We start from the raw sequence: 22640 nt of genomic DNA, 5'->3' as shown, positions 1-22640 counted from the left end.
GAATGTCTCTCCTAGGTGGAACTACTCGGGGGTTTCCTCGAGCGCGTGGGCCACGAGGGCGAGGAGCGTCTCGATCACCGAGATGCGGCGCCGCGCGTCCATGATCATGACAGGTATGTGCGGGGGGATCGTGAGGGCCTCCCGCACGTCCTCCGGGTCGAACCGCTCGGTGCCGTCGAAGTGGTTGACCGCGACGACGTACGGCAGCCCGCAGCTCTCGAAGTAGTCCAGCGCGGGGAAGCAGTCCTTGAGCCGGCGGGTGTCGGCCAGCACGACGGCGCCGATCGCGCCGCGCACCAGGTCGTCCCACATGAACCAGAACCGCTGCTGACCCGGCGTACCGAACAGGTACAGCACCAGGTCGGCGTCGAGCGTGATGCGGCCGAAGTCCATGGCGACGGTGGTCGTCGTCTTGCCCGGCGTGGCCGTGAGGTCGTCGGTCTCCTGGCTCGCCTCGGTCATCAGCGCCTCGGTCTGCAGAGGCGTGATCTCCGAGACGGACGTGACCAGGGTGGTCTTGCCCACGCCGAAGCCGCCCGCCACCACGATCTTCGTGGCGATGGGGGCGCGGGTGCGGTCCGTCTGCCAGGACTTCAGGTTGTCGTCGGGCTCGGCGGCGTGGGCCGCCCCGACGAACGGGGAGACGCCGCGAGCGGCGTCAGAGACGACGGAGTCCACCCAGCACCCTTTCCAGCAGCGCGCGGTCCGGACGGCCCGTGCCGTGGCCGGTGCCCGTTCCGTAGACGCGGATCTTTCCCTGGTCCGCGAGGTCGCTCAGCAGGACGCGGACCACGCCGAGCGGCATCTTCAGCAGCGCGGCGATCTCGGCCACCGTACGCATACGGCGGCACAGTTCGACGATGGCCCGCATCTCCGGCATCACGCGGGTGGCGAGACTACCGTTCGCCAGCTCCTTGCGCTCCTCCGGGGCGTCCAGCGCGGCCACGAACGTCTCCACGAGGAGGACGTGACCGAAGCGGGTACGGCCGCCGGTGAGCGAGTACGGCCGTACGCGCGCCGGTTTGCGGTCGCCGCCACGGACCGGCAACTGGCCCTTCGCCGCGTGGGACATGCTGCTCATCGCTCGCTCCCCGTCGAGGTGGACTCCAGGGATTTGCGCAGCTCACTGCGGAGTTCGGGGGTCAGGACGTGTCCGGCGCGGCCCACGAACAGGGCCATGTGGTACGCCACGACGCTCATGTCGCAGTCGGCGGAGCCGTGCACACCGAGCAGCGAGCCGTCGCTGATCGACATCACGAACAGGCTGCCCTGCTCCATGGCGACCATCGTGTGCTTCACCGCGCCGCCGTCCATCAGCTTGGCCGCGCCGATGGTGAGGCTGCCGATGCCGGAGACGATGGTCGCGAGGTCGGCGGCGGAGCCGCGGGGCCCGGCGGACCGGGCGGTGCCGCCCGCCTGCCTGGCCTCGAGGTTGCGGTCCTGGTCGGACGAGAGCAGCAGCAGACCGTCGGAGGAGACCACGGCGACCGAGACGATGCCGGGGACCTCCTCGACGAGGTTGCTCAACAGCCAGTGCAGGTTGCGGGCTTCACTGCTCAGCCCGAAGGTACTGGGCGCGGTCAACTGCTTGCCTCCTCGACTGTGCCCCCCGTGGCGTCTTGTGTAGGTCGTCGCTCCGCGGGCTGCGCCGCGGGTGTCCTGGTCCGGCCCGTCTGCTCGGCGATCTCCGCCTGGGCGTCGCGGTAGCCGGCGGTGGCTCCCTTCCGGAAGCCGCCGAGCCGCCGCCGCAGGGCGTCCGCGTCCACGGAGGTGGAGCGGGGGCGCTCCGCGGGGGCGGGGGCGGTGATCTTGGGGGTGCGCTTGGGGAGGCCCTTCGCGGTGTACTGGTCCTCGTCCTCGGCGCGTTCGTGCTCCGCTTCGGCCTCTGCCTCGGCTTCGGCCGGTGTTCCGGCTCCGGCGGGCTCGTCGGCGCCGGCGGCCGCGGGCCGAGGGGCGGGGGCGGGGGCCGTCGTGGGTTCGGACGCAGCTTCGGGCGCGGCTTCGGACGCGGACTCGGGCGCGGCTTCCTCCGTCTTCGGGGACGGGATCAGCAGCTCCATCGTCATCTCGGCCGGGGACTCCAGCGGCGGCGCGTGCTGCGGTACGGCGTCCTCGGCCGGCGTCGGCTCCTCGGCCGGCGTCGGCTCCTCCGCCGTGGGCTGCTCGGGCTCGTCCTCCCCGGCCTGCGTCTGAGCGAGCTCCCGTTCCCGTACCGCCTGCTCCGCGAGGGCGACCAGGCGGTCGCCGTCCGTCGTGCGGCTGTGCAGGACGTTGGAGTTGGCCTCGGCGTCGGCGCCGGGCAGGGAGAAGGTCTGGGTGGTGCTCGCGGTGTGCGTCGGCGAGGCGACCGCGGCAGCCGGGGCCGCGGCCAGCAGCTGCTGGGGCAGGACGACGACCGCGGCCGTACCGCCCTGCTTCTGCTCGCGCAGCCGCACCCGCACGCCGTGCCGGTGGGCGAGACGGGCGACGACGTACAGGCCGAGCCCGAGGCCCTCCTCGCCCTCCTGGTCGTAGGGCGTGTTCGGGTCGAAGTCGGTGAGGCGGGCGTTGAGCCGCTGCATCCGCTCGTCCGTCATGCCGATGCCCTCGTCCTGGACGGAGAGCATGACCTCGCCGTTCTCCAGCAGCCAGCCGGAGACCTCGACGGGCACATCGGGCGGGGAGAACGCGGTGGCGTTCTCCATGAGTTCGGCCAGCAGGTGGGAGAGGTCGTCGGCGGCGAACCCGGCCACGTGCGCGTGCGGCGGCAGCGCCGCGATGCGGACGCGTTCGTAGCGCTCGATCTCGCTGACCGCGGCGCGGACGACGTCGACCAGCGGGACGGGTCCCGCGTGCTGCTGAACGTGCTCGGTACCGGCCAGGACCAGGAGGTTCTCGCTGTGCCGGCGCATGACCGTGGCGAAGTGGTCGAGCTTGAACAGGGTGGCCAGGCGGTCCGGGTCCTGCTCGCGCTCCTCCAGGCCCTCGATGACGGCGAGCTGACGCTCGACCAGGCCGAGGGTGCGCAGGGCGAGGTTGACGAAGGTGGAGCCGATGCTGGTGCGCACCCGGTCGAGCTGGGCGGCGGACTCGGCGAGTTCGGCGCGCAGTTCCTCGCGGGCGTCGGCCATCTTCTGCCGCTGCCCGACCAGGTGCTTGCGGTCGGACTCCAGGGTGCCGACGCGTCCGGCGAGGGTGACGGCGTGCTGGTGCAGGGCGTTGACGGAGCGGACGACCTGGGCGAACTCGTCGTTGCGGCCGGTGAACCCGACCGGTTCCTGCGTGGCCGGGTCCTCGGCCTCGGCCAGGCGGGCGGAGCCGCGCCGCAGCACCGACAGCGGGCGGGTGAGGCTGCGGGCCATGGCGGTGGCGATGCCGACGGCGAGCAGGATCAGCGCGCCGAGGATCGCGACGCGGATCTCCAGCGCGGTGACGTCGTCGTCGCGCAGCTGCTCCAGGGCCTTGGTGCGGTGCTCGTAGAGCGCGGACTCCGCGCCGCGCATCAGCTCGATCCGCGCGGACAGGGCCGCGTCCAGCTTGCGGGTGCTGGTGTCGAGCTCGTCGTCGCTGAGGGCGGGCTGGTCGGTGAGGCGCGCGAGGTACTTCTCGGCGGTGGTCGTCTCCGGTCCGGTGACGGTCGAGTCGTAGGACGTGACCGCCTGCTGGGGTGCCGACTCGTGGAAGTCGGCGAGGGCGGCGTCGGAGCGCAGCCGGGCCTGCTGGGCGGCGGCGGTGAGCGCGTCGCGCTGTTTGGCCGCCGACGAGGAGGAGTCGGAGCCCGTCTCGGGCAGGCCGGTGACCGGGTCGATCGTGCGCTGCGTGCCGCCGGGGACGTTCAGCGCGGCGAGCAGCAGGCCGCGGGTGGCGGCGGCCTGCTGGACGGCGGAGTCCAGTTCGGCGAGCGCGTAGGCTCCGGAGCCGGCGCGCGGCGGGCTCTGCTGGGCGAGCTGCTCGGTGAGCCGGTGCAGCTCGTTGATGGCGGCCGAGTACGCCTGGTGGGTCTCGAGCGCGCCGTTCTGTCCGGTGAGCGCGGCGCGGCGGACCGCGGCGATGCCGTCGAGGTCGGTGCGCAGCGCGGCGGGCAGGTCGGTGTCGGCGCGCAGTTCCTCGACCTGCCGGTCGACGCGGGCGCTGCGCTGCTCGTCGGGCGCCTTCGACTTGGGCCGGCCGGCGGCGACGTAGGAGGTGACGTCGTCGCGTTCGTCGGCGAGCGCGTGGGCGAGGGTGAGCGCCTCCTGGGTCTGCCCGGCGAGGGTGACCAGGTCCTGGGTGTCCTTCAGCTGCCCGGAGGCGGCGATGACGGACGGCGCGCCGGCGCCCGCGATGGCGGCCGCCACCACGGCCACGGCAACGATCAGCCGATTGCGTACGTGGGTGGGGCGGCCCTTGCCGACGGCGGGGGGCTGCGCGCCCCCTTCGGGGGCCGACTGCCTGCCTGTGCGCCGAGGCCGCGTCTTCTGCACCGGTGCTCGCATTCCTGTACTCGTGTAGCCATGGGACCGGATGACACCCCGTCAATCGGCGCGTACGTCCGGTACGGTTCCCGACCCTCCCAGTGCCGGTGGGCAGCGGGCGGGCATCGCCTGCCCCGCCACCCGAAGGAGTGAACATCGGAGGAGAGTTGGCGGGCAAGTTCCTCTGGCGCGTGCAGCGCCCTTGCGCGGCGGGCCGGTTGGACGTCTGCGGCGGGCTTTGGCAGGATTCGCCGCCACGCCTTGACGGAGTGAAGCATTCCACCCCAAAACCGACGCCGTGACCGCGCCGGTACGGCGGATCCACGATGTTTGCCAGCCGTTCGCGGAGCATGTGAAGGCCTCGTGCAGACTGGCCGGATGCGTACGGAACTCGTCTCGGAACCCGGTGACCCGGCCCGCCCCAACGAGGACTTCGCCGGCATCGGAGTACCCGCTTCCGGACAGGGCGCGTCGCTCGTCGTCCTGGACGGCGTGACGCCGCCCCGCGACGGGGACACGGGTTGTCTGCATTCGGTCCCCTGGTACACGGCACGACTCGGCGGAGCGCTGACCGAACTGACCGTTTCGCTCCCGGATGTCCCTCTGGCGGAGGTCCTCGCTCGCGCCATCGCGCGCACCGGCGCCGCACACGCCGCCACCTGTGACCTTTCTCACCCACGCACACCGCAGGCAACCGTGGCGCTCACCCGCTGGTCCGCGACGTCCGTGGAGTATCTGGTGCTGTCCGACTCCGCGCTGCTGGTGCGGTCGCCGGACGGCGTGGTGACGGCGGTCCTCGACGACCGGCTGGCCCGGCTGCCGCGCGCCGCGCTGGCCACGGACGCGATGATCGACGGGCACCTGCGCAACCAGGAGGGCGGCTTCTTCACGGCGGCGGCCGACCCCTCGGTGGCGCACCGCGCGGTCACCGGCTCCCTGCCGCGCGCCCGGGTGAACGCGCTGGCCGCGCTGACGGACGGGGCGACGCGCTGGGTGGAGACGTTCCGCGAGGGCGACTGGGCGGACTGTCTCACGCTGATCCAGAAGGAGGGCGCCCACGCCCTGGTCGCCCGTGTGCGTTCCCTGGAGCGGGCGGACGCGGGGCCGCGCACCCACCTGGGCCGCGGCAAGACCCACGACGACGCGACGGTGGTCTACGCGGAGCTGTGACACCGCGGCCGACGGCCCTGCGCCGTCGTGCCGTGCACCTGCCCCGAGCGCGCCTCAGCGCTGTTCCATTCCCCGGTTCAACTGGTGGAGCAGCCGTGCCAGTTCCGCCACCTCCAGACGGTTCCAGTGGGCGAGCTGGCTGACGTAGCGGGCGCGGCGGGCGTCGCGGACGCTGCTCACCCGGCGGTGGCCCTCCTCGGTGAGGTGGACCAGCCAGGCGCGGCCGTCGGCCGGGTCGGGTTCGCGGGCCACCAGACCCAGCTCCTCCAGGGCCCGCAGCTGGCGGGACATGGTGGCCTTGCCGACGCCGATGTAGGCGGCCAGTGCGGTGGCGCGCTGGCGGCCGCACTCGTCCAGCCGGACCAGCAGGCCGTAGGCGGCCGATTCCAGGTCCGGGTGGACCTCGCGGGCCATCTCCCCCTGGCTGGCGCGTGCCCGGCGCAGGAAGACCGTCAGCTCGCGTTCCAGCGCCAGGAACTCCTGGTCCACACCACTCGGCGACGTCCCGGGTTCGCCCCGATGCTCCGCGCCGTTCGCGTCCTCGTGCACGTCAGTCCCCTGATCCGGCTTCCCGATTCTGAAAGTTTCCGCCAGGCGCCCGCCATCGCCGCAGCTTGGTCAGTATTTCGCAGGGCTAGACCAACGGCAGCGCCCGGACCCCTTCCCTCCCCAGGTCTACGTGCGTAGCTTCGTTTACCAGGCCCATGACTGGCATGCCCACGCCAGTCACTATCGGGCCACCTGTGCAGCACGTCGTCCAGCGTTCCCCACCAACGCCTTCGGAGGCACGTCATGCCCGTGCACAGACCCGGTTCCGCACGCCGCCGCCTGCTCGCCCCGCTCGCGGCGGCCGGCCTCGCGGTGCTCTCCCTCGCCCTGCCCGCGTCCGCTCAGCCCTCCCCCGGGCCCTCGGCCTCGCCCGCGCAGGGCGCTGCCGCCACCGTCCCCGCCCGCGGCTCCGCCCACATGGGCATGGGCGTCCTGGCACACGACGGCCAGAGCGGCACGCCCACCACCGGCGACGCCACCCAGACCGAAGGCGTCGACGTCTCCAACTACCAGGGCAACGTTGCCTGGTCCACGCTGTGGAACAGCGGCGTCAAGTGGTCCTACGTCAAGGCCACCGAGGGGACGTACTACACGAACCCGTCCTTCGCGCAGCAGTACAACGGCTCCTACAACGTCGGCATGATCCGCGGCTCGTACCACTTCGCGACGCCCGACACCACGAGCGGCGCCACCCAGGCCAACTACTTCGTCGACCACGGCGGCGGCTGGTCCCGCGACGGCAAGACCCTCCCGGGCGCCCTCGACATCGAGTGGAACCCCTACGGCGCCGCCTGCTACGGCCAGACGCAGAGCGGGATGGTCACCTGGATCCGCGACTTCCTGAACCAGTACAAGGCCCGCACGGGCCGCGACGCCGTGATCTACACGGCGACGAGCTGGTGGACCCAGTGCACCGGCGACTACAGCGGCTTCGGCGCCACCAACCCGCTGTGGATCGCCCGCTACGCCACCGACCCGGGCACACTGCCGGCCGGCTGGGCCTACTACACCATGTGGCAGTACACCTCGTCCGGCCCCACGGTCGGCGACCACGACAAGTTCAACGGGGCCTACGACCGGCTCCAGGCGCTGGCCAACGGCTGACGGACGCCCCGCGCCGACAGCCTCGGAGGGCGTCGGCCCGGGGCGCCGCCGCCGTCAGCTCGGGCGCGCTGCCGCCGTCCGCACCGCTCCCGCGCTCGCCGTCACCACCAGGGCGATCGCCAGGCACTGGGCGAGGGACAGGTCCTGGTGCAGGACCAGGAAGCCGGCCAGGGCCGCGATCGCCGGGGCCAGGCTCATCAGCACGGCGAAGGTGGCGGCGGGCAGACGGCGCAGGGCGAGAAGCTCCAGGGTGTACGGCAGCCCGGAGGAGAGCACCGCCACCGCCAGACCGAGGCCCAGGACGGGGGGCTCGACCAGGCCGGCGCCGGCGGAGGCGATGCCCAGGGGCAGGCTCAGCAGGGCGGCCACGGTCATCGCCAGCGCCAGGCCGTCGAGACGGGCGAAGCGGGCGCCGGTGCGGGCGTTGAACACGATGTACGCCGCCCACATCGCGCCCGCGCCGAGGGCGAAGGCGGCGCCGGCGGGGTTCAGCGCGTCGAAGCCCTCGTGCCCGAGCAGGACGACGCCCGTCAGGGCCAGCGCGGCCCACACCAGGCTCAGCGCGCGGCGGGCGCCGGCCACGGAGAGGGCGAGCGGGCCGAGCACCTCCAGGGTGACCGCCGGGCCGAGCGGGATCCGGTCGATGGCCTGGTAGAAGAGGATGTTCATGCCGCCGAGGGCCACGCCGAACGCGGTCACGACGGCCCAGTCGGCGCGGCTGTGGCCGCGCAGGCGGGGCCGGCAGACCGCCAGCAGGAGCACCGCGGCGAGCGTCACCCGCAGCGCCACCACGCCGAACGCCCCGGCCCGCGGGAAGAGCAGCGCGGCCACGGCGGACCCGAACTGCACCGAGACCGTGCCGGTGAGCACGAGCGCGATGCCGACGAGACCGCCGCCGCCGCCGGCGGCCGGGCGGGCGCCGCGAGCGTCCGGGGCCGTCGTACGGACACCCTCCCCCTGCGGGGCCGTAGGTCGGAGGCCGCGGGGGTGCGGTGGGGGTGTCGGCTGGGCGCCCGGCGCCTGCGAAGTCGTCTCTGGCATGCCTCCACGCTAGGAATCCGCGCACGGTGCGTGAAATGCCGATCGCGCCGCGGTTATGCTCCGCAGGCATGACCATGGAGCTGCGCCATCTGCGGGCCTTCCTGGCGATCGCCGAGGAGGGCACGATCACGCGCGCCGCCGCACGGCTGCACACCGGCCAGCCCGCCCTCTCCCGCACCCTGCGCCAGCTGGAGAACCATCTCGGGGTCCGCCTGGTCGACCGGTCCACGCATCACCTGGAACTGACGGCCGCCGGCCGGATGTTCCGGGATCGCGCCGCGGCCGCGCTGGCCGCCGTGGACGAGGCCCTCGACCCGCGCACGCTGTCCGCCCTGCCGCTGCGGCTCGGCCACCCCTGGGCCGCGCTCGGCGACCACACCGTCCCGCTGCTGCGCCGCTGGGACGAGGAGCACCCGGACGTGCCGCTGCGGCTGCGCCGGATCGACGACCGCACGGCCGGCCTGACCCGGGGCCAGGTCGACGTGGCGCTGCTGCGCGGGGAGGTACGGGCGCCGGGGCTGGTCACGGAGTTGCTGAAGCTGGAGGACCGGGTCGCGGTGGTGCCCGCGGACAGTGAGCCGGCCGGCCGCGACAGCCTCACGCTGGCGGATCTGGCCGGGTGGCCGATCGCCCTGAACACGGTGGCCGGGACCACGACGCTGGATCTGTGGCCGCCACAGCTGCGTCCGACGGCGACGATCGAGGTCACCAACACCGACGAGTGGCTGACGGCGATCGCCGCGGGCCGCGCCGTCGGCGTCACGACGTCGGCCACGCCCCGGCTGCACGTCCACCCCGCCATCGCCTACCGCCCGCTCACCGACGCCCCGCCGGTGCCGCTGGTGCTGGCGTGGCGCAGCGGCGTCCCCGCCCACCCCGCCCTCCCGGATCTGATCCGGCTCGCCCGCGAGGTGGTCGGCGAGGAGCAGTGACGGCGAAGGCCCGGGCCTCCCTCACGGGACCCGGGCCCTGCCTCATCCGGTCGCGTCCGTCACGCCGCCACCGGAATCTCCCCCGGGCGTCGCGCCGCCCGTCACGCCGCCACCGGAACCTCCGGCGCCGCGTCGCTCGTCGCGGGCGCGAGCGCCAGCTCCAGGACCTGGCGGACGTCGGTCACGGCGTGGACGTCGAGCTTGTCCAGCACCTCGGCGGGGACGTCGTCCAGGTCGGGCTCGTTGCGCTTGGGGATGATCACGGTGGTCACCCCGGCGCGGTGCGCGGCGAGCAGCTTCTGCTTCACGCCGCCGATGGGCAGCACCCGGCCGGTCAGCGAGACCTCGCCGGTCATCGCCACGTCGGTGCGGACCAGACGGCCGGAGAGCAGGGACGCCAGGGCCGTCGTCATCGTGATGCCGGCGCTCGGGCCGTCCTTGGGGACCGCGCCCGCCGGGAAGTGGATGTGCACGCCGCGGTCCTTCAGATCGCCGACGGGCAGCTCCAGTTCGGCGCCGTGGCTGCGCAGGAAGCTCAGCGCGATCTGCGCGGACTCCTTCATCACGTCACCGAGCTGACCGGTGAGGGTCAGTCCGGCCGCGCCGGTCTCCGGATCGGCCAGGGACGCCTCCACGTAGAGGACGTCACCGCCGGCGCCGGTGACCGCGAGGCCGGTGGCGACACCGGGCACGGCGGTGCGGCGCTCGGCCGGGTCCTGAGCGGACTCGGGCACGTGGTGCGGGCGGCCGATCAGGTCGCGCAGATGGTCCGCGGTGACCGTGAACGGCAGTTCCCTCTCGCCCAGTTCGTGCTGGGCGGCCACCTTGCGCAGCAGCCGGGCGAGGGAGCGCTCCAGGGTGCGCACGCCGGCCTCGCGGGTGTACTCGCCGGCCAGCTTGCGCAGGGCGCTCTCGTCGATCGTGACCTCGTCGCGGCTCAGGCCGGAGCGTTCCAGCTGGCGCGGCAGCAGGTGGTCGCGGGCGATGACGACCTTCTCGTCCTCGGTGTAGCCGTCGAGGCGGACGACGTCCATGCGGTCGGCGAGCGCCTCGGGGATGGCCTCCAGGACGTTGGCGGTGGCGAGGAAGACGACGTCCGACAGGTCGAGTTCGACCTCCAGGTAGTGGTCGCGGAAGGTGTGGTTCTGCGCCGGGTCGAGAACCTCCAGCAGGGCCGCCGCCGGGTCGCCGCGGAAGTCGGAGCCCACCTTGTCGATCTCGTCGAGGAGCACGACCGGGTTCATGGAGCCGGCCTCCTTGATGGCCCGCACGATCCGCCCGGGCAGCGCCCCGACGTACGTACGGCGGTGACCGCGGATCTCGGCCTCGTCGCGCACCCCGCCGAGGGCGACGCGGACGAACGTGCGGCCCATGGCGTGGGCCACGCTCTCACCGAGGCTCGTCTTTCCGACGCCCGGCGGACCGACGAGGGCGAGCACGGCGCCGCCGCGACGGCCGCCGACGACGCCCAGACCGCGGTCGGCGCGGCGCTTGCGCACGGCCAGGTACTCGGTGATGCGCTCCTTCACGTCCTCCAGGCCGGCGTGCTCGGCGTCCAGGACGGCCTGGGCGCCCTGGATGTCGTAGGCGTCCTCGGTGCGCTCGTTCCACGGCATCTCCAGGACCGTGTCGAGCCAGGTGCGGATCCAGGAGCCCTCGGGTGAGGCGTCGGAGGCGCGCTCCAGCTTGTCGACCTCCTTCAGGGCGGCCTCGCGGACCTTCTCGGGGAGGTCGGCGGCCTCGACGCGGGCGCGGTAGTCGTCGGACTCCTCACCCTCCTCCTCGCCGTTCAGCTCGCGCAGTTCCTTGCGGACGGCCTCCAGCTGGCGGCGCAGCAGGAACTCGCGCTGCTGCTTGTCGACGCCTTCCTGGACGTCCTTGGCGATGGTCTCGGCGACGTCCTGCTCGGCGAGGTGGTCGCGCAGCTGCTGGGTGGCGAGCTTGAGGCGGGCGACCGGGTCGGCGGTCTCCAGCAGCTCCACCTTCTGCGCGGTGGTGAGGAAGGGCGAGTAGCCGGAGTTGTCGGCGAGGGCGGAGACGTCGTCGATGGCCTGGACGCGGTCGACGACCTGCCAGGCGCCGCGCTTCTTCAGCCAGGTGGTGGCGAGGGCCTTGTACTCCTTGACCAGTTCCTGCACGTGCCCCGGCACGGGGTCGGGCTGTGTCTCGTCGAGCTGCGTGCCCTCGACCCACAGCGCCGCACCCGGGCCCGTGGTCCCGGCGCCGATCCGGACGCGGCCGCGGCCGCGGATCAGGGCGCCCGGGTCGCCGTCGGCCAGCCGGCCGACCTGTTCGACGGTGCCGAGGACACCGGTGCTCGCGTAGGTCCCGTCGATGCGTGGCACGAGGAGGACCCTGGGCTTTGCGGCCTGGGCACCGGCGGCGGCCTGCGCGGCCTCCACCGCGGCGCGCACCTCGGAGTCGCTCAGGTCCAGCGGAACCACCATCCCGGGCAGCACGACCTCGTCGTCGAGCGGCAGCACGGGGAGGGTGAGCGATGCGGACGTCGAAGCCATGATCTCCCTTTCGGCAGTCAAGTTGAGTTGTACCGACTCAATGCTTGGGAGTCACGGGATGTTCCCATGCGGGTGTTCGCTGTGAGCGATCAAGGAAGCGGGCTCCCGGGAAGGGTCGCGCACCCGATCCGCTGGGTAATAGGTTCAGGCCACTAGTGACTATTACTGCTAGTGGCTATTACTGCTGGTGACCATTACTGCTGGTGACGATTACTGCTGCTCTTGCTGCCGGGATGCCGGCATGGCGGACGGGAGACCGGAGTGGACACGATGGTGCGGTCCTGGGTGGAGGGGTGGGTCGTGTCGCGGGGTGCGGCTCCGCCGGTGGCGCAGGGGTGGGGCTGGACCATCGACGTCGGACGGCCGGACCACGTCAGCCGGCACGTGTTCGGCGGGGTCGGCGAGGCCGTGACGGAGGCGGCCGTACGGAAGGTGGCGGGCGCGGTGACCGGGGCGGGTGTGCAGTTCAAGGCGTTCCGGGAGCCGGCCGAGGTCGGCGGCTGGCTCGGTGACGGCTGGTGGATCGACCCGGAGCCGGGCTGGCTGATGTCCGTCCCGCTGACGGCGTCCGCCCCGGCGCCCGCCGTCCCGGACGGTTACCGGCTGCGCACATGGACGCGGGGCGGTGTACTGCGCGCCCTCGTCACCGCACCGGACGGCTCCTGGGCGGCGGCCGGGCAGATCGCGCCGACCGGCCGCGCCGCGGTGGCGGACATCATCGAGACCTCGCCGGAGCACCGCCGCCGGGGCCTGGGCACGCTCGCGATGCGCACCCTCCAGCGGGGTGCGGCGGACGCGGGCGCGCGAACGGGCGTACTGGCCGGGACGCCGGACGGGCGGGCCCTGTACGAAACACTGGGCTGGCGGGTGATCGCACCGCTGACGAGCGCACGGCGGGTGCAGGACTGAGGGGGCGGGGGCAGGGGGCACCCCCTCACCCGCGCGGATCGCTTCTCGCCCGGGGGGCGCCCCTCACCCGGGGGGATCGTTCCCTGCGCGGGATCGCTCTTCGCCCGGGAGGGGGATCCTTCCCTGCCCGGGGGATCGCTCCCTGCGCGGGATCGCTCGCCGCCCGCGCGGAACACTCCTCGCCCGGGGGGCCCTTCTCGCCCGGGGGGCCGCTCCTTGCGCGGGATCGCTCGTCACCCGGGGGCGGTCCCTGCCCGGGGGGATCGTTCCCTGCCCGGGATCGCTCGCCGCCCGCGCGGAACACTCCTCGCCCCGGGGCGCCCTCCTCACCCAGGGGGGTCGCTCCCTGCGCGGGACCGGTCGCCGCCCGCGCGGAACACTCCTCGCCCGGGGCGCGCTTCTCGCCCGAGGGGGGACCGTTCCCTGCACGGGATCGCTCTTCGCCCGGGAGGCGTGCCCTGCCCGGGGGGAGACTTCCCTGCGCGGAATCGCTCCTCGCCCGCGCGGATCGCTCGTCGCCCGGAGGGGCGCTTCTCGCCCGGGGTGCTCCTCACCCGGGTGGGATCGTTCCCTGTTCGGGATCGCTCGCCGCCCGCGCGGATCACTCCTCGCCCGGAGGGGCGATCCTCACCCGGGGATCGCTTCTCGCTCGGGTGGGATCGCTCCTCGCCCGGGGGATCGCTTCTCGCCCGCAGGTCCGTCGTGGCCGCCCGTGCGGCGACTCTCCGCGCCGCCTCTCACCTCTGCGGTGGCCCGCTGCCCTGTGGGACGGCGGGCGTCGCGCCGACCGCGTGCAGTGCGTCGGGGCCGCGACCGCGCCGGGGGGCGGTGGCCGCCCAGCGGCGCAGGCAGGGCCAGGTGGCGACGCCGATCGTCAGCGCTGTCGCGTGGCCCCAGCTGGTGAGGGGGTCGTAGGAGGACAGCAGGTCCTGGCCGACGATCAGCGCCACCCAGGCCAGCAGCGGCCAGCGCAGCAACGGTGGCAGCAGCCCGGCCAGCGCGCCCACGCCCGCGGCGACGCCGAAGCTGATGCCGTAGTCGAGCCGGTGCAGGGACGTGTCCGGCAGATGCCCCGTGGCCACCGCGAACCCGACCGGCACCTCCGTCGCGAGGGTCGCCAGCACGTGCCCGCACAGGAAGACGCCGGCCGTGCGCAGACCGCCGACGCGCCGCTCCAGCGCGGTCAGCACGAGCAGGAAGCCGAGCGTGTACGGCGAGAGGACCCCGCCGGCGATCCACAGCGCACTGCCGACGAGCACCAGCACCGGATGCCGCACCAGGTGCGCCACGTCGGTGCTGGAGCCCTGCTGCAGCGCCTGCACGACGGCGGGGTCGGCATACGTGGCGACGAGGGAGGTGACGGCGAGGACGACGCCGTAGGCGAAGGTGAAGGGCGTCGCGCCGGGAGTGGGCAGCAGCCGCCAGGAACGTACCGCGCGCAGCCGGTCACGGGCGGCCGGTGCGGCCCCGGCGTCGGCGGCGGGCGGCTCGACGCGCGCCTGCGCGTCTCGGCGCCGGGGCTGCCCGGGCATGGCGTCCAGCAGGTGCGCGAGGTCCGGCAGATCGGCCGGAAGGGGCGCGTCGGGGGGCGTCGTGTCGACCCTCGCAGTGCGTTCCACGGTGAGGCGCTCCTTCCGTCGCACCCCACTTTTCGGCCCCCACCCACCCGCTGTCTGTGATCCACGCCACGCACGACCGGATTCTCAGCAACCTCTCAAGGTTCTTACGCGTCAACCTCTCGAGGTCTTACGCGTCCACCCCCGGCCCGGCGTCCCCCGCGCCCCGTCCATGCACCCCGCGCCCCCATCCCACGAACGGGTGCTCCCCTGCCGCCCCGCGCGAGCACCTCCGGTAATTCCCGTTCCCGCAAAGCCGTGTTCATGCAGGATGGGGTGCATGTCCACGACGTACGACAGCCCTGAAGTCCTGGACCGCCGCGAGGGCCCTTACGGCGAGGTGGTGTTGCGGCGCCACGGTGAGCTGCTGCAGATCATCGCCAACGGGTGCTTCCTGATGGACACCTCCGACGGCCGCAGCGAGCGGCTGCTGGTCGACGCCGCGCTGGACGCGCTCGGCGACCGCCCCGCGCCGCACGTGCTGATCGGCGGGCTCGGTGTCGGCTTCTCGCTGGCCCATGCGGCTGCGAATTCGCGGTGGGGCCGGATCACCGTAGTGGAGAGGGAGTCCGCCGTCATCGACTGGCACCGCGGCGGTCCGCTCGGCGCACTCTCCCGCGCGGCGCTGGCCGATCCGCGCACCGAGATCGTCCACGAAGACCTGGTGACGTACGTCAATGAGACATGCGCCACGTTCGACGCGCTGTGCCTGGACATCGACAACGGCCCCGGCTGGACCGTCACAAAGGGCAATGACGGACTGTACTCACCGGCCGGACTGGCAGGCTGCGCAAGGGTGTTGAGGCCGGGCGGGGTGCTCGCGGTGTGGTCGGCCAAGCCGTCACCGGATTTCGAAGAAACCTTGGGGAATGTCGGGTTCCAGCAGGTGCGTACGGAAGAGATCCCCGTTGCCCGAGGCGTTCCCGACGTGGTGCACCTCGGGATCCGACCTGAATAGCAAAGCCGTGGTGACTCCCCGTACGCTGCTTCCCTGACGCCGATCATTCAAGCGTCAATCGCAGTCACGCGCAGACCGAGGGATCACCCCACTGATTCCGGAAAGCACACTTCAGGGGCGGGCGATGGAGCAGACACACACCTCCCAGAGCGGCACGACGGCGTCCCCCGGCGCACAGCGGCGGGTCCTGGTCGTCGAGGACGATCCGACGATCGTCGACGCCATCGCGGCCCGCCTGCGCGCCGAGGGATTCCTCGTGCAAACCGCGGGTGACGGCCCGGCGGCCGTCGACACCGCAGAGGCCTGGCAGCCCGATCTGCTGATCCTCGACATCATGCTGCCCGGCTTCGACGGGCTCGAGGTCTGCCGCCGGGTGCAGGCACAGCGGCCGGTTCCGGTGCTGATGCTCACCGCCCGCGACGACGAGACCGACATGCTGGTCGGGCTGGGCGTCGGGGCCGACGACTACATGACCAAGCCGTTCTCGATGCGGGAGCTGGCCGCCCGCGTGCACGTGCTGCTGCGCCGGGTGGAGCGGGCCGCGCTGGCCGCCGCCACGCCGCGCAGCGGGGTGATGCGCCTCGGCGAGCTGGAGATCGACCACGCTCAGCGCCGGGTCCGGGTGAAGTCGGAGGACGTGCATCTGACGCCCACCGAGTTCGACCTGCTGGTGTGCCTGGCGAACACCCCGCGCGCGGTGCTCTCCCGGGAGCAGCTGCTGGCGGAGGTGTGGGACTGGGCGGACGCCTCCGGCACCCGCACCGTCGACAGCCACATCAAGGCGCTGCGCCGGAAGATCGGCGCGGAGCGGATCCGTACCGTGCACGGTGTGGGCTACGCGCTGGAGACGCCGACGCCATGAGCGACGGGCGGCCCTCCGCACGGCGCGGTCCCGGGGATCTCTGGGGCGGCGTACGCCCGTTCTCGATCAAGACCAAGCTGGGTGCGCTGGTCGTCATCGCGGTCCTGATCACCACAGGACTGATGATGATCGCCATGCGCACCCGCACGGAGCTGCGCTTCATCACGGTCTTCTCCATGATCGCCACGCTGCTGATCACGCAGTTCGTGGCGCACTCGCTGACCGCGCCGCTGGACGAGATGAACACCGTGGCCCGGTCCATCTCGCAGGGCGACTACACCCGCCGGGTGCGCGAGAGCCGCAGGGACGAGCTGGGCGACCTCGCGCAGACGATCAACGTGATGGCGGACGAGCTGGAGGCGCAGGACCGCCAGCGCAAGGAGCTGGTGGCGAACGTCTCGCACGAGCTGCGCACCCCCATCGCGGGTCTGCGGGCGGTGCTGGAGAACATCGTCGACGGCGTCACCGAGGCCGACCCCGAGACCATGCGCACGGCGCTGAAACAGACCGAGCGGCTGGGCCGGCTGGTGGAGACGCTGCTGGACCTGTCCCGCCTGGACAACGGCGTCGTACCGCTGAAGACACGTCGCTTCGAGGTGTGGCCCTATCTCTCCGGCGTGCTGAAGGAGGCCAACATGGTCGCCTCGGCGCGGGCCGGCATCGCCTCCGGCTCCGGCAGCCACACCCGCGCCGACGTCCATCTGCACCTGGACGTCTTCCCGACCGACCTGACCGCGCACGCCGACCCGGAGCGCATCCACCAGGTCGTCGCCAACCTCATCGACAACGCGGTCAAGCACAGCCCGCCGCACGGCCGGGTCACGGTCAGGGCGCGGACCGGGAAGACGCCCGGCTCGCTGGACCTGGAGGTCATGGACGAGGGGCCCGGCATTCCGAAGTCGGAGTGGCACCGCGTCTTCGAGCGGTTCAACCGGGGTGTGGTCACCCGGCCGCACGGTCCCGGCAGCGACGGCGGCACCGGGCTCGGCCTGGCGATCGCGCGCTGGGCCGTGGACCTGCACGGAGGCCGGATCGGAGTGGCCGAATCCGAGCGAGGTTGCCGGATTCTTGTCACTCTTCCAGGAGAGCCCAGCGTCCGGAGTTGACGTAGGGTTCGAAGCGGAGCCTCAAGATCCACGAGCGTCCGCGCCGACGGACACGTGTGATCAGGCACAGGCCCGCACGCCAGGCGTGACGGGCCCGCGTCGCCGTACCCCGGCACGCCACTCTCACACCGGAACCACGCTTGTTTCCCGCCATTTCAAGCCCCGAAACACGGGCTGAGATGTGACTTACGCGACGATGAACGGGCCCGACCTGACCTTCACCCTCAGGGAGGCGTAGCCTTTATTCCCGCTGTCCATCACCTTGTGAAGCGGAAGAGGGCGGTTGCCGCCGTGTCGCCACAGTCCCCCAGTAACGCATCGAGCGCACCTACGACCGACGCCGACCCAGCGGGAAAGAACCCCGCTGCCGCGTTCGGTCCCAATGAGTGGCTCGTCGATGAGATCTATCAGCAGTACCTCCAGGACCCGAATTCGGTAGACCGTGCCTGGTGGGACTTCTTCGCCGACTACAAGCCGGGGGCGGCAGGAGCCCCGGTTGCGTCGGGCGGTGCGGCCGCGGGGGCCGCGCAGCCCCCCACCCAGGCGCCCACCCCGGCCCCCCGGGCCGCCGCGCCGGCCGCTCCGGCGCAACCCGCCGCCGCGGCCCCCGAGGCTGCGAAGCCCGCGGCCGCCGCGCCGGCCCAGGCCCCCGCCCCCGCCCCCGCCCCCGCCCCCGCGGCGAAGCCCGCCCCCGCCCAGGCTCAGCCGGCGCGTCCCGCACAGGCGCCCGCTCAGCCCCGGGCGAAGGCGGAGCCCGCCAAGGAGGCACCGGCCGGTCCGGAGCTCGTGACGCTGCGCGGTCCGTCCGCCGCGGTCGCGAAGAACATGGACGCCTCGCTGGAGATGCCGACCGCCACCTCGGTGCGCGCGGTCCCGGTGAAGCTGCTGTTCGACAACCGCATCGTCATCAACAACCACCTCAAGCGCGCCCGCGGCGGGAAGATCTCCTTCACGCACCTCATCGGGTACGCGATGGTGCAGGCCATCAAGGCCATGCCGGCGATGAACTGGTCGTACCAGCTCAAGGACGGCAAGCCCACCCTGGTCAAGCCGGAGCACGTCAACCTCGGTCTCGCCATCGACCTGGTCAAGCCCAACGGCGACCGCCAGCTCGTCGTCGCGGCGATCAAGAAGGCCGAGACGCTGAACTTCTTCGAGTTCTGGCAGGCCTACGAGGACATCGTCCGCCGCGCCCGTGACGGCAAGCTGACGATGGACGACTTCACCGGTGTCACGGTCTCCCTGACCAACCCCGGCGGCCTCGGCACCGTCCACTCCGTGCCGCGGCTGATGCCCGGCCAGTCCGTGATCATGGGCGTCGGCTCCATGGACTACCCGGCGGAGTTCCAGGGCACCAGCCAGGACACCCTGAACAAGCTCGGCATCTCGAAGGTCATGACGCTCACGTCGACCTACGACCACCGGGTCATCCAGGGCGCCGCCTCCGGCGAGTTCCTGCGCATCGTCGCGAACCTGCTGCTCGGCGAGAGCGGCTTCTACGACGACATCTTCGAGGCGCTGCGCATCCCCTACGAGCCGGTCCGCTGGCTCAAGGACATCGACGCCAGCCACGACGACGACGTCACCAAGGCCGCCCGCGTCTTCGAGCTGATCCACTCCTACCGGGTCCGCGGCCACGTCATGGCCGACACCGACCCGCTGGAGTACAAGCAGCGCAAGCACCCCGACCTGGACATCGTCGAGCACGGCCTCACCCTGTGGGACCTGGAGCGCGAGTTCGCCGTCGGCGGCTTCGCCGGCAAGTCGATGATGAAGCTGCGCGACATCCTCGGCGTGCTGCGCGACTCGTACTGCCGCACCACCGGCATCGAGTTCATGCACATCCAGGACCCCAAGCAGCGCAAGTGGATCCAGGACCGCGTGGAGCGCCCGCACTCCAAGATGGAGCGCGAGGAGCAGCTGCGCATCCTGCGCCGGCTGAACGCGGCGGAGGCCTTCGAGACGTTCCTGCAGACGAAGTACGTCGGCCAGAAGCGCTTCTCCCTGGAGGGCGGCGAGTCCGTCATCCCGCTGCTGGACGCGGTCATCGACTCCGCGGCCGAGTCCCGGCTGGACGAGGTCGTCATCGGCATGGCCCACCGCGGCCGCCTGAACGTGCTGGCCAACATCGTCGGCAAGTCGTACGCGCAGATCTTCCGCGAGTTCGAGGGCAACCTCGACCCGAAGTCGATGCACGGCTCCGGCGACGTGAAGTACCACCTGGGCGCCGAGGGCACCTTCACCGGCCTCGACGGCGAGCAGATCAAGGTCTCCCTGGTCGCGAACCCCTCCCACCTGGAGGCCGTCGACCCGATCCTGGAGGGCGTCTCCCGCGCCAAGCAGGACATCATCAACAAGGGCGGCACGGACTTCACGGTCCTGCCGGTGGCGATCCACGGCGACGCGGCCTTCGCGGGCCAGGGCGTGGTGGCCGAGACCCTGAACATGTCGCAGCTGCGCGGCTACCGCACCGGCGGCACGGTCCACATCGTCATCAACAACCAGGTCGGCTTCACCGCGGCCCCCGAGTCCTCGCGTTCCTCCATGTACGCGACGGACGTGGCCCGCATGATCGAGGCCCCGATCTTCCACGTGAACGGCGACGACCCCGAGGCCGTCGTCCGCGTCGCGCGGCTGGCGTTCGAGTTCCGTCAGGCGTTCAACAAGGACGTGGTGATCGACCTCATCTGCTACCGCCGCCGCGGTCACAACGAGTCGGACAACCCGGCCTTCACCCAGCCGCTGATGTACGACCTGATCGACAAGAAGCGCTCGGTGCGCAAGCTGTACACCGAGTCCCTGATCGGTCGCGGCGACATCACCCTGGAAGAGGCCGAGCAGGCGCTGCAGGACTACCAGGGCCAGCTGGAGAAGGTCTTCACCGAGGTCCGCGAGGCCACCTCGCAGCCGGCCGGCGGCGACGTGGCCGAGCCGCAGGACGGCTTCCCGGTCACGGTCCCGACCGCGATCTCCTCGGAGGTCGTCAAGCGGATCGCCGAGTCCCAGGTCAACGTGCCCGACCACATCACCGTCCACCCGCGTCTGCAGCCGCAGCTGCAGCGCCGGGCGGCCATGGTCGAGGACGGCACGATCGACTGGGGCATGGGCGAGACCCTGGCGTTCGGTTCGCTGCTGCTGGAGGGCGTGCCGGTCCGTCTGGCGGGCCAGGACTCCCAGCGCGGCACCTTCGGCCAGCGCCACGCGGTCATCATCGACCGCAGCACCGGCGAGGAGTACACGCCGCTGCAGTACCTCTCCGAGGACCAGGCGCGGCTGAACGTCTACAACTCGCTGCTGTCCGAGTACGCGGCCATGGGCTTCGAGTACGGCTACTCGCTGGCCCGCCCGAACGCGCTCGTGCTGTGGGAGGCCCAGTTCGGCGACTTCGTCAACGGCGCCCAGACGGTGGTGGACGAGTTCATCTCCTCCGCCGAGCAGAAGTGGGGCCAGACCTCCGGCGTCGTCCTGCTCCTGCCGCACGGCTACGAGGGCCAGGGCCCGGACCACTCCTCGGCCCGCCCGGAGCGGTTCCTGCAGCTGTGCGCGCAGAACAACATGACGGTCGCCATGCCGACGTCGCCGGCGAACTACTTCCACCTCCTGCGGTGGCAGGTGCACAACCCGCACCACAAGCCGCTGGTCGTCTTCACGCCGAAGTCGATGCTGCGTCTGAAGGCCGCCGCGTCGAAGGCGGAGGACTTCACCACCGGTCAGTTCCAGCCGGTCATCGGTGACTCCTCGGTCGAGGCGAGCGCGGTCCGCAAGGTCGTCTTCTGCACCGGCAAGGTCTTCTACGACCTCGACGCCGAGCGCAAGAAGCGGGGCGTCACGGACACCGCGATCCTGCGTCTGGAGCGCCTGTACCCGCTGCCGGGTGCCGAGCTCCAGGCCGAGATCGCCAAGTACCCGAACGCCGAGAAGTACCTGTGGGCCCAGGAGGAGCCGGCGAACCAGGGCGCCTGGCCGTTCATCGCCCTGAACCTGATCGACCACCTGGACCTGGCGGTCGGCGCGGACATCCCGGCGGGCGAGCGCCTGCGCCGCATCTCGCGTCCGCACGGCTCGTCCCCGGCCGTCGGTTCCGCCAAGCGGCACCAGGCCGAACAGGAGCAGCTCGTGCACGAGGTGTTCGACGCGTAACCGCTCCCGCGGGTCGTACGTGACCGGGCCGCACCCCTGCTCAGGGGGTGCGGCCCGGCCGTTTGCGCCCACTTATCCTTGACCTCATGTACTTCACCGACCGTGGCATCGAGGAACTGGAGAAGCGGCGCGGCGAGGAGGAGGTCACCTTCGAGTGGCTCGCCGAGCAGCTGCGGACGTTCGTCGATCTGAACCCGGACTTCGAGGTCCCGGTGGAACGCCTGGCGACGTGGCTGGCGCGGCTGGACGACGAGGACGACGAGTAGCGCTTCCGCGTGCCGTCGCGGGGCGCCCTGTGCCGTCCTCGCGGGAGGTGTGGGGCCCGTCAGTCGCGCGGGTGGGTGATTCCGTGGGTCAGGCCCAGGACGCCGTGGGCCAGCAGCAGCGCCCCCGCCGCCGTCCAGCCGCCGCTGTGCCGTCGTAGGCCCCACAGGGCGAGCGAGAGGCCCATAGCGAGCTGGGCGGCGCCCAGGGCGCGGGCCTGGGGGGTGGCGGCCCAGGGCAGCCAGGGGGCCAGGGCGGCGCGCTCGACGGCGTCGAGTTCGCCGCGCAGCGTCTCGCGCAGACCGTGCCCGTCGAGCCGACGGACGCCGGGACGGCGCTCGGCGGCCTCCCGGAGCCGGTCGGTGGCCGTGCCCGGGGCCAGACCGGACGGCAGGGCTACGCCGGCGCGGGTGAGGACCGCGAGCAGGCCGCGCAGCCGGGCGCCGGCGTCGGCGGCCGCGTCGGGCCGGGTGAGCCGGTCCAGGGCCTGCACGTCCAGGACCGGGTCCAGGCCGAGCCGGGCGGCGAAGGTGCGCATCGCCTCGTCCTCCCCGGCGGCGGTGCCGTTGGCCAGCCAGACGTAGCCGACGGGGCGGCGGAAGCCCGAAGCGAGGGTGTACCCGGCGCGGTCGGTGTCCCACCACAGGGCGAGGACCGGCCAGGGCGCGGCGACGGCGAGGGCGGTGGCCCAGCCGGTGAGGACGCGGTCGACCGGTTCGCCGCCCTGCCGCCAGGGACGCCCGTCGGGGACGAGGACGCTCCATCCGTCGCCCGCCTCGGTGAGCAGCATGGGGTCGCGCAGCAGCCGGGCGGCGGGGGCGACGGCGGCGGGCGCGGCACGGCAGAGCAGCAGCGCGCCCGGCGCGGCACCGCTGGTGGGACGGCCTCGGCCGTGGGCGTCTTCCGTCGGCATGGCCCCACGCTAAGGCCGCACCGCTCCCGCCCGCTCCCCCTGATCACCAGAACGAGTGTCTTGACTTCCCGAGCCCGCGATATATCGTGAATCACGTAAGACGCGATATGGCGTGTCGAGGAGGTCT

The 22640-nt window shown here is 72.4% G+C and carries 18 protein-coding genes; 9 read left to right on the top strand and 9 right to left on the bottom strand.

The annotated features are described in order from the left end of the window. Positions 1-21: 21 nt before the first annotated feature. From AC0B9F_RS15460 to AC0B9F_RS15445, 4 genes are read right to left on the bottom strand one after another with little or no spacing between them, the layout of a single operon-like run. Positions 22-678, bottom strand: coding sequence for a GTP-binding protein (locus AC0B9F_RS15460; RefSeq protein ID WP_472002712.1), 657 nt, complete (start codon positions 676-678; stop codon positions 22-24). Then, positions 659-1081, bottom strand: a complete 423-nt coding sequence (locus AC0B9F_RS15455) for a DUF742 domain-containing protein (protein ID WP_472002710.1) — start codon at positions 1079-1081, stop codon at positions 659-661. Before AC0B9F_RS15455 ends, AC0B9F_RS15460 begins: the two co-directional genes overlap by 20 nt. Then, positions 1078-1584: a roadblock/LC7 domain-containing protein gene (locus AC0B9F_RS15450; protein ID WP_472002709.1), complete on the bottom strand. Its 507-nt coding sequence runs from the start codon at positions 1582-1584 to the stop codon at positions 1078-1080. Before AC0B9F_RS15450 ends, AC0B9F_RS15455 begins: the two co-directional genes overlap by 4 nt. Beyond that, positions 1581-4442, bottom strand: a complete 2862-nt coding sequence (locus AC0B9F_RS15445) for a sensor histidine kinase (protein ID WP_472002707.1) — start codon at positions 4440-4442, stop codon at positions 1581-1583. The genes AC0B9F_RS15450 and AC0B9F_RS15445 overlap by 4 nt, the downstream gene beginning before the upstream one ends. A gap of 369 nt (positions 4443-4811) precedes the next feature. On the opposite strand from AC0B9F_RS15445, the gene AC0B9F_RS15440 reads away from it, so the two are divergent. After that, positions 4812-5603: a protein phosphatase 2C domain-containing protein gene (locus AC0B9F_RS15440; RefSeq protein WP_472002705.1), complete on the top strand. Its 792-nt coding sequence runs from the start codon at positions 4812-4814 to the stop codon at positions 5601-5603. A 54-nt stretch (positions 5604-5657) separates the two neighbouring features. Here AC0B9F_RS15440 and AC0B9F_RS15435 read toward each other — a convergent pair whose 3' ends face one another. Then, positions 5658-6152 carry a MarR family winged helix-turn-helix transcriptional regulator gene (locus tag AC0B9F_RS15435; protein ID WP_472002703.1) on the bottom strand — a complete coding sequence of 165 codons (495 nt, stop codon included), beginning with the start codon at positions 6150-6152 and terminating at the stop codon, positions 5658-5660. Between the two features lie 243 nt (positions 6153-6395). Here AC0B9F_RS15435 and AC0B9F_RS15430 point away from each other — a divergent pair, with 243 nt between their 5' ends. Continuing rightward, the gene (locus tag AC0B9F_RS15430) at positions 6396-7256 is read left to right on the top strand and encodes a lysozyme (RefSeq protein WP_472002701.1); all 861 of its coding nucleotides are present in this window, start codon (positions 6396-6398) and stop codon (positions 7254-7256) included. A gap of 54 nt (positions 7257-7310) precedes the next feature. Here AC0B9F_RS15430 and AC0B9F_RS15425 read toward each other — a convergent pair whose 3' ends face one another. Continuing rightward, positions 7311-8297, bottom strand: a complete 987-nt coding sequence (locus AC0B9F_RS15425; protein ID WP_472002699.1) for an EamA family transporter — start codon at positions 8295-8297, stop codon at positions 7311-7313. Positions 8298-8365: 68 nt separating this feature from the next. Between AC0B9F_RS15425 and AC0B9F_RS15420 the strand changes: the two genes are divergently transcribed. Continuing rightward, the gene (locus AC0B9F_RS15420; RefSeq protein ID WP_472002698.1) at positions 8366-9229 is read left to right on the top strand and encodes a LysR family transcriptional regulator; all 864 of its coding nucleotides are present in this window, start codon (positions 8366-8368) and stop codon (positions 9227-9229) included. A gap of 101 nt (positions 9230-9330) precedes the next feature. Here AC0B9F_RS15420 and lon read toward each other — a convergent pair whose 3' ends face one another. Then, positions 9331-11745, bottom strand: coding sequence for an endopeptidase La (gene lon, locus AC0B9F_RS15415; protein ID WP_472002696.1), 2415 nt, complete (start codon positions 11743-11745; stop codon positions 9331-9333). Between the two features lie 261 nt (positions 11746-12006). On the opposite strand from lon, the gene AC0B9F_RS15410 reads away from it, so the two are divergent. Beyond that, complete coding sequence (locus AC0B9F_RS15410) at positions 12007-12654, top strand: GNAT family N-acetyltransferase (RefSeq protein ID WP_472002694.1); 648 nt, start codon at positions 12007-12009, stop codon at positions 12652-12654. Positions 12655-13391: 737 nt separating this feature from the next. Here the strand turns inward: AC0B9F_RS15410 and AC0B9F_RS15405 are convergent. Next, positions 13392-14273 (bottom strand): rhomboid-like protein, encoded by an 882-nt coding sequence (locus AC0B9F_RS15405; RefSeq protein WP_472002692.1) that lies wholly within the window; start codon positions 14271-14273, stop codon positions 13392-13394. Positions 14274-14550: 277 nt separating this feature from the next. Between AC0B9F_RS15405 and AC0B9F_RS15400 the strand changes: the two genes are divergently transcribed. From AC0B9F_RS15400 to AC0B9F_RS15380, 5 genes are all read left to right on the top strand, one after another. Continuing rightward, positions 14551-15228, top strand: a complete 678-nt coding sequence (locus AC0B9F_RS15400) for a spermine/spermidine synthase domain-containing protein (RefSeq protein WP_472002690.1) — start codon at positions 14551-14553, stop codon at positions 15226-15228. Positions 15229-15352: 124 nt separating this feature from the next. Further along, entirely contained in the window at positions 15353-16090 is a 738-nt protein-coding gene (locus tag AC0B9F_RS15395; protein ID WP_472002688.1) for a response regulator transcription factor, read from the top strand. Then, on the top strand, positions 16087-17196 hold the full coding sequence (locus AC0B9F_RS15390) for a sensor histidine kinase (protein ID WP_472002686.1): 1110 nt from the start codon (positions 16087-16089) through the stop codon (positions 17194-17196). Before AC0B9F_RS15395 ends, AC0B9F_RS15390 begins: the two co-directional genes overlap by 4 nt. 291 nt (positions 17197-17487) lie before the next feature. Next, positions 17488-21336: a multifunctional oxoglutarate decarboxylase/oxoglutarate dehydrogenase thiamine pyrophosphate-binding subunit/dihydrolipoyllysine-residue succinyltransferase subunit gene (locus tag AC0B9F_RS15385; protein WP_472002684.1), complete on the top strand. Its 3849-nt coding sequence runs from the start codon at positions 17488-17490 to the stop codon at positions 21334-21336. An 86-nt stretch (positions 21337-21422) separates the two neighbouring features. Further along, entirely contained in the window at positions 21423-21602 is a 180-nt protein-coding gene (locus tag AC0B9F_RS15380; protein ID WP_003992906.1) for a DUF6104 family protein, read from the top strand. 59 nt (positions 21603-21661) lie between these two features. Here AC0B9F_RS15380 and AC0B9F_RS15375 read toward each other — a convergent pair whose 3' ends face one another. Then, positions 21662-22513 (bottom strand): hypothetical protein, encoded by an 852-nt coding sequence (locus AC0B9F_RS15375; protein ID WP_472002682.1) that lies wholly within the window; start codon positions 22511-22513, stop codon positions 21662-21664. Between the last annotated feature and the right edge of the window lie 127 nt (positions 22514-22640).

It is taken from the genome of Streptomyces sp. NPDC097129, from assembly GCF_055668065.1.
The sequence above is the reverse complement of the archived record's forward strand: the minus strand, read 5'-3'. Positions and strand labels throughout refer to the sequence as shown.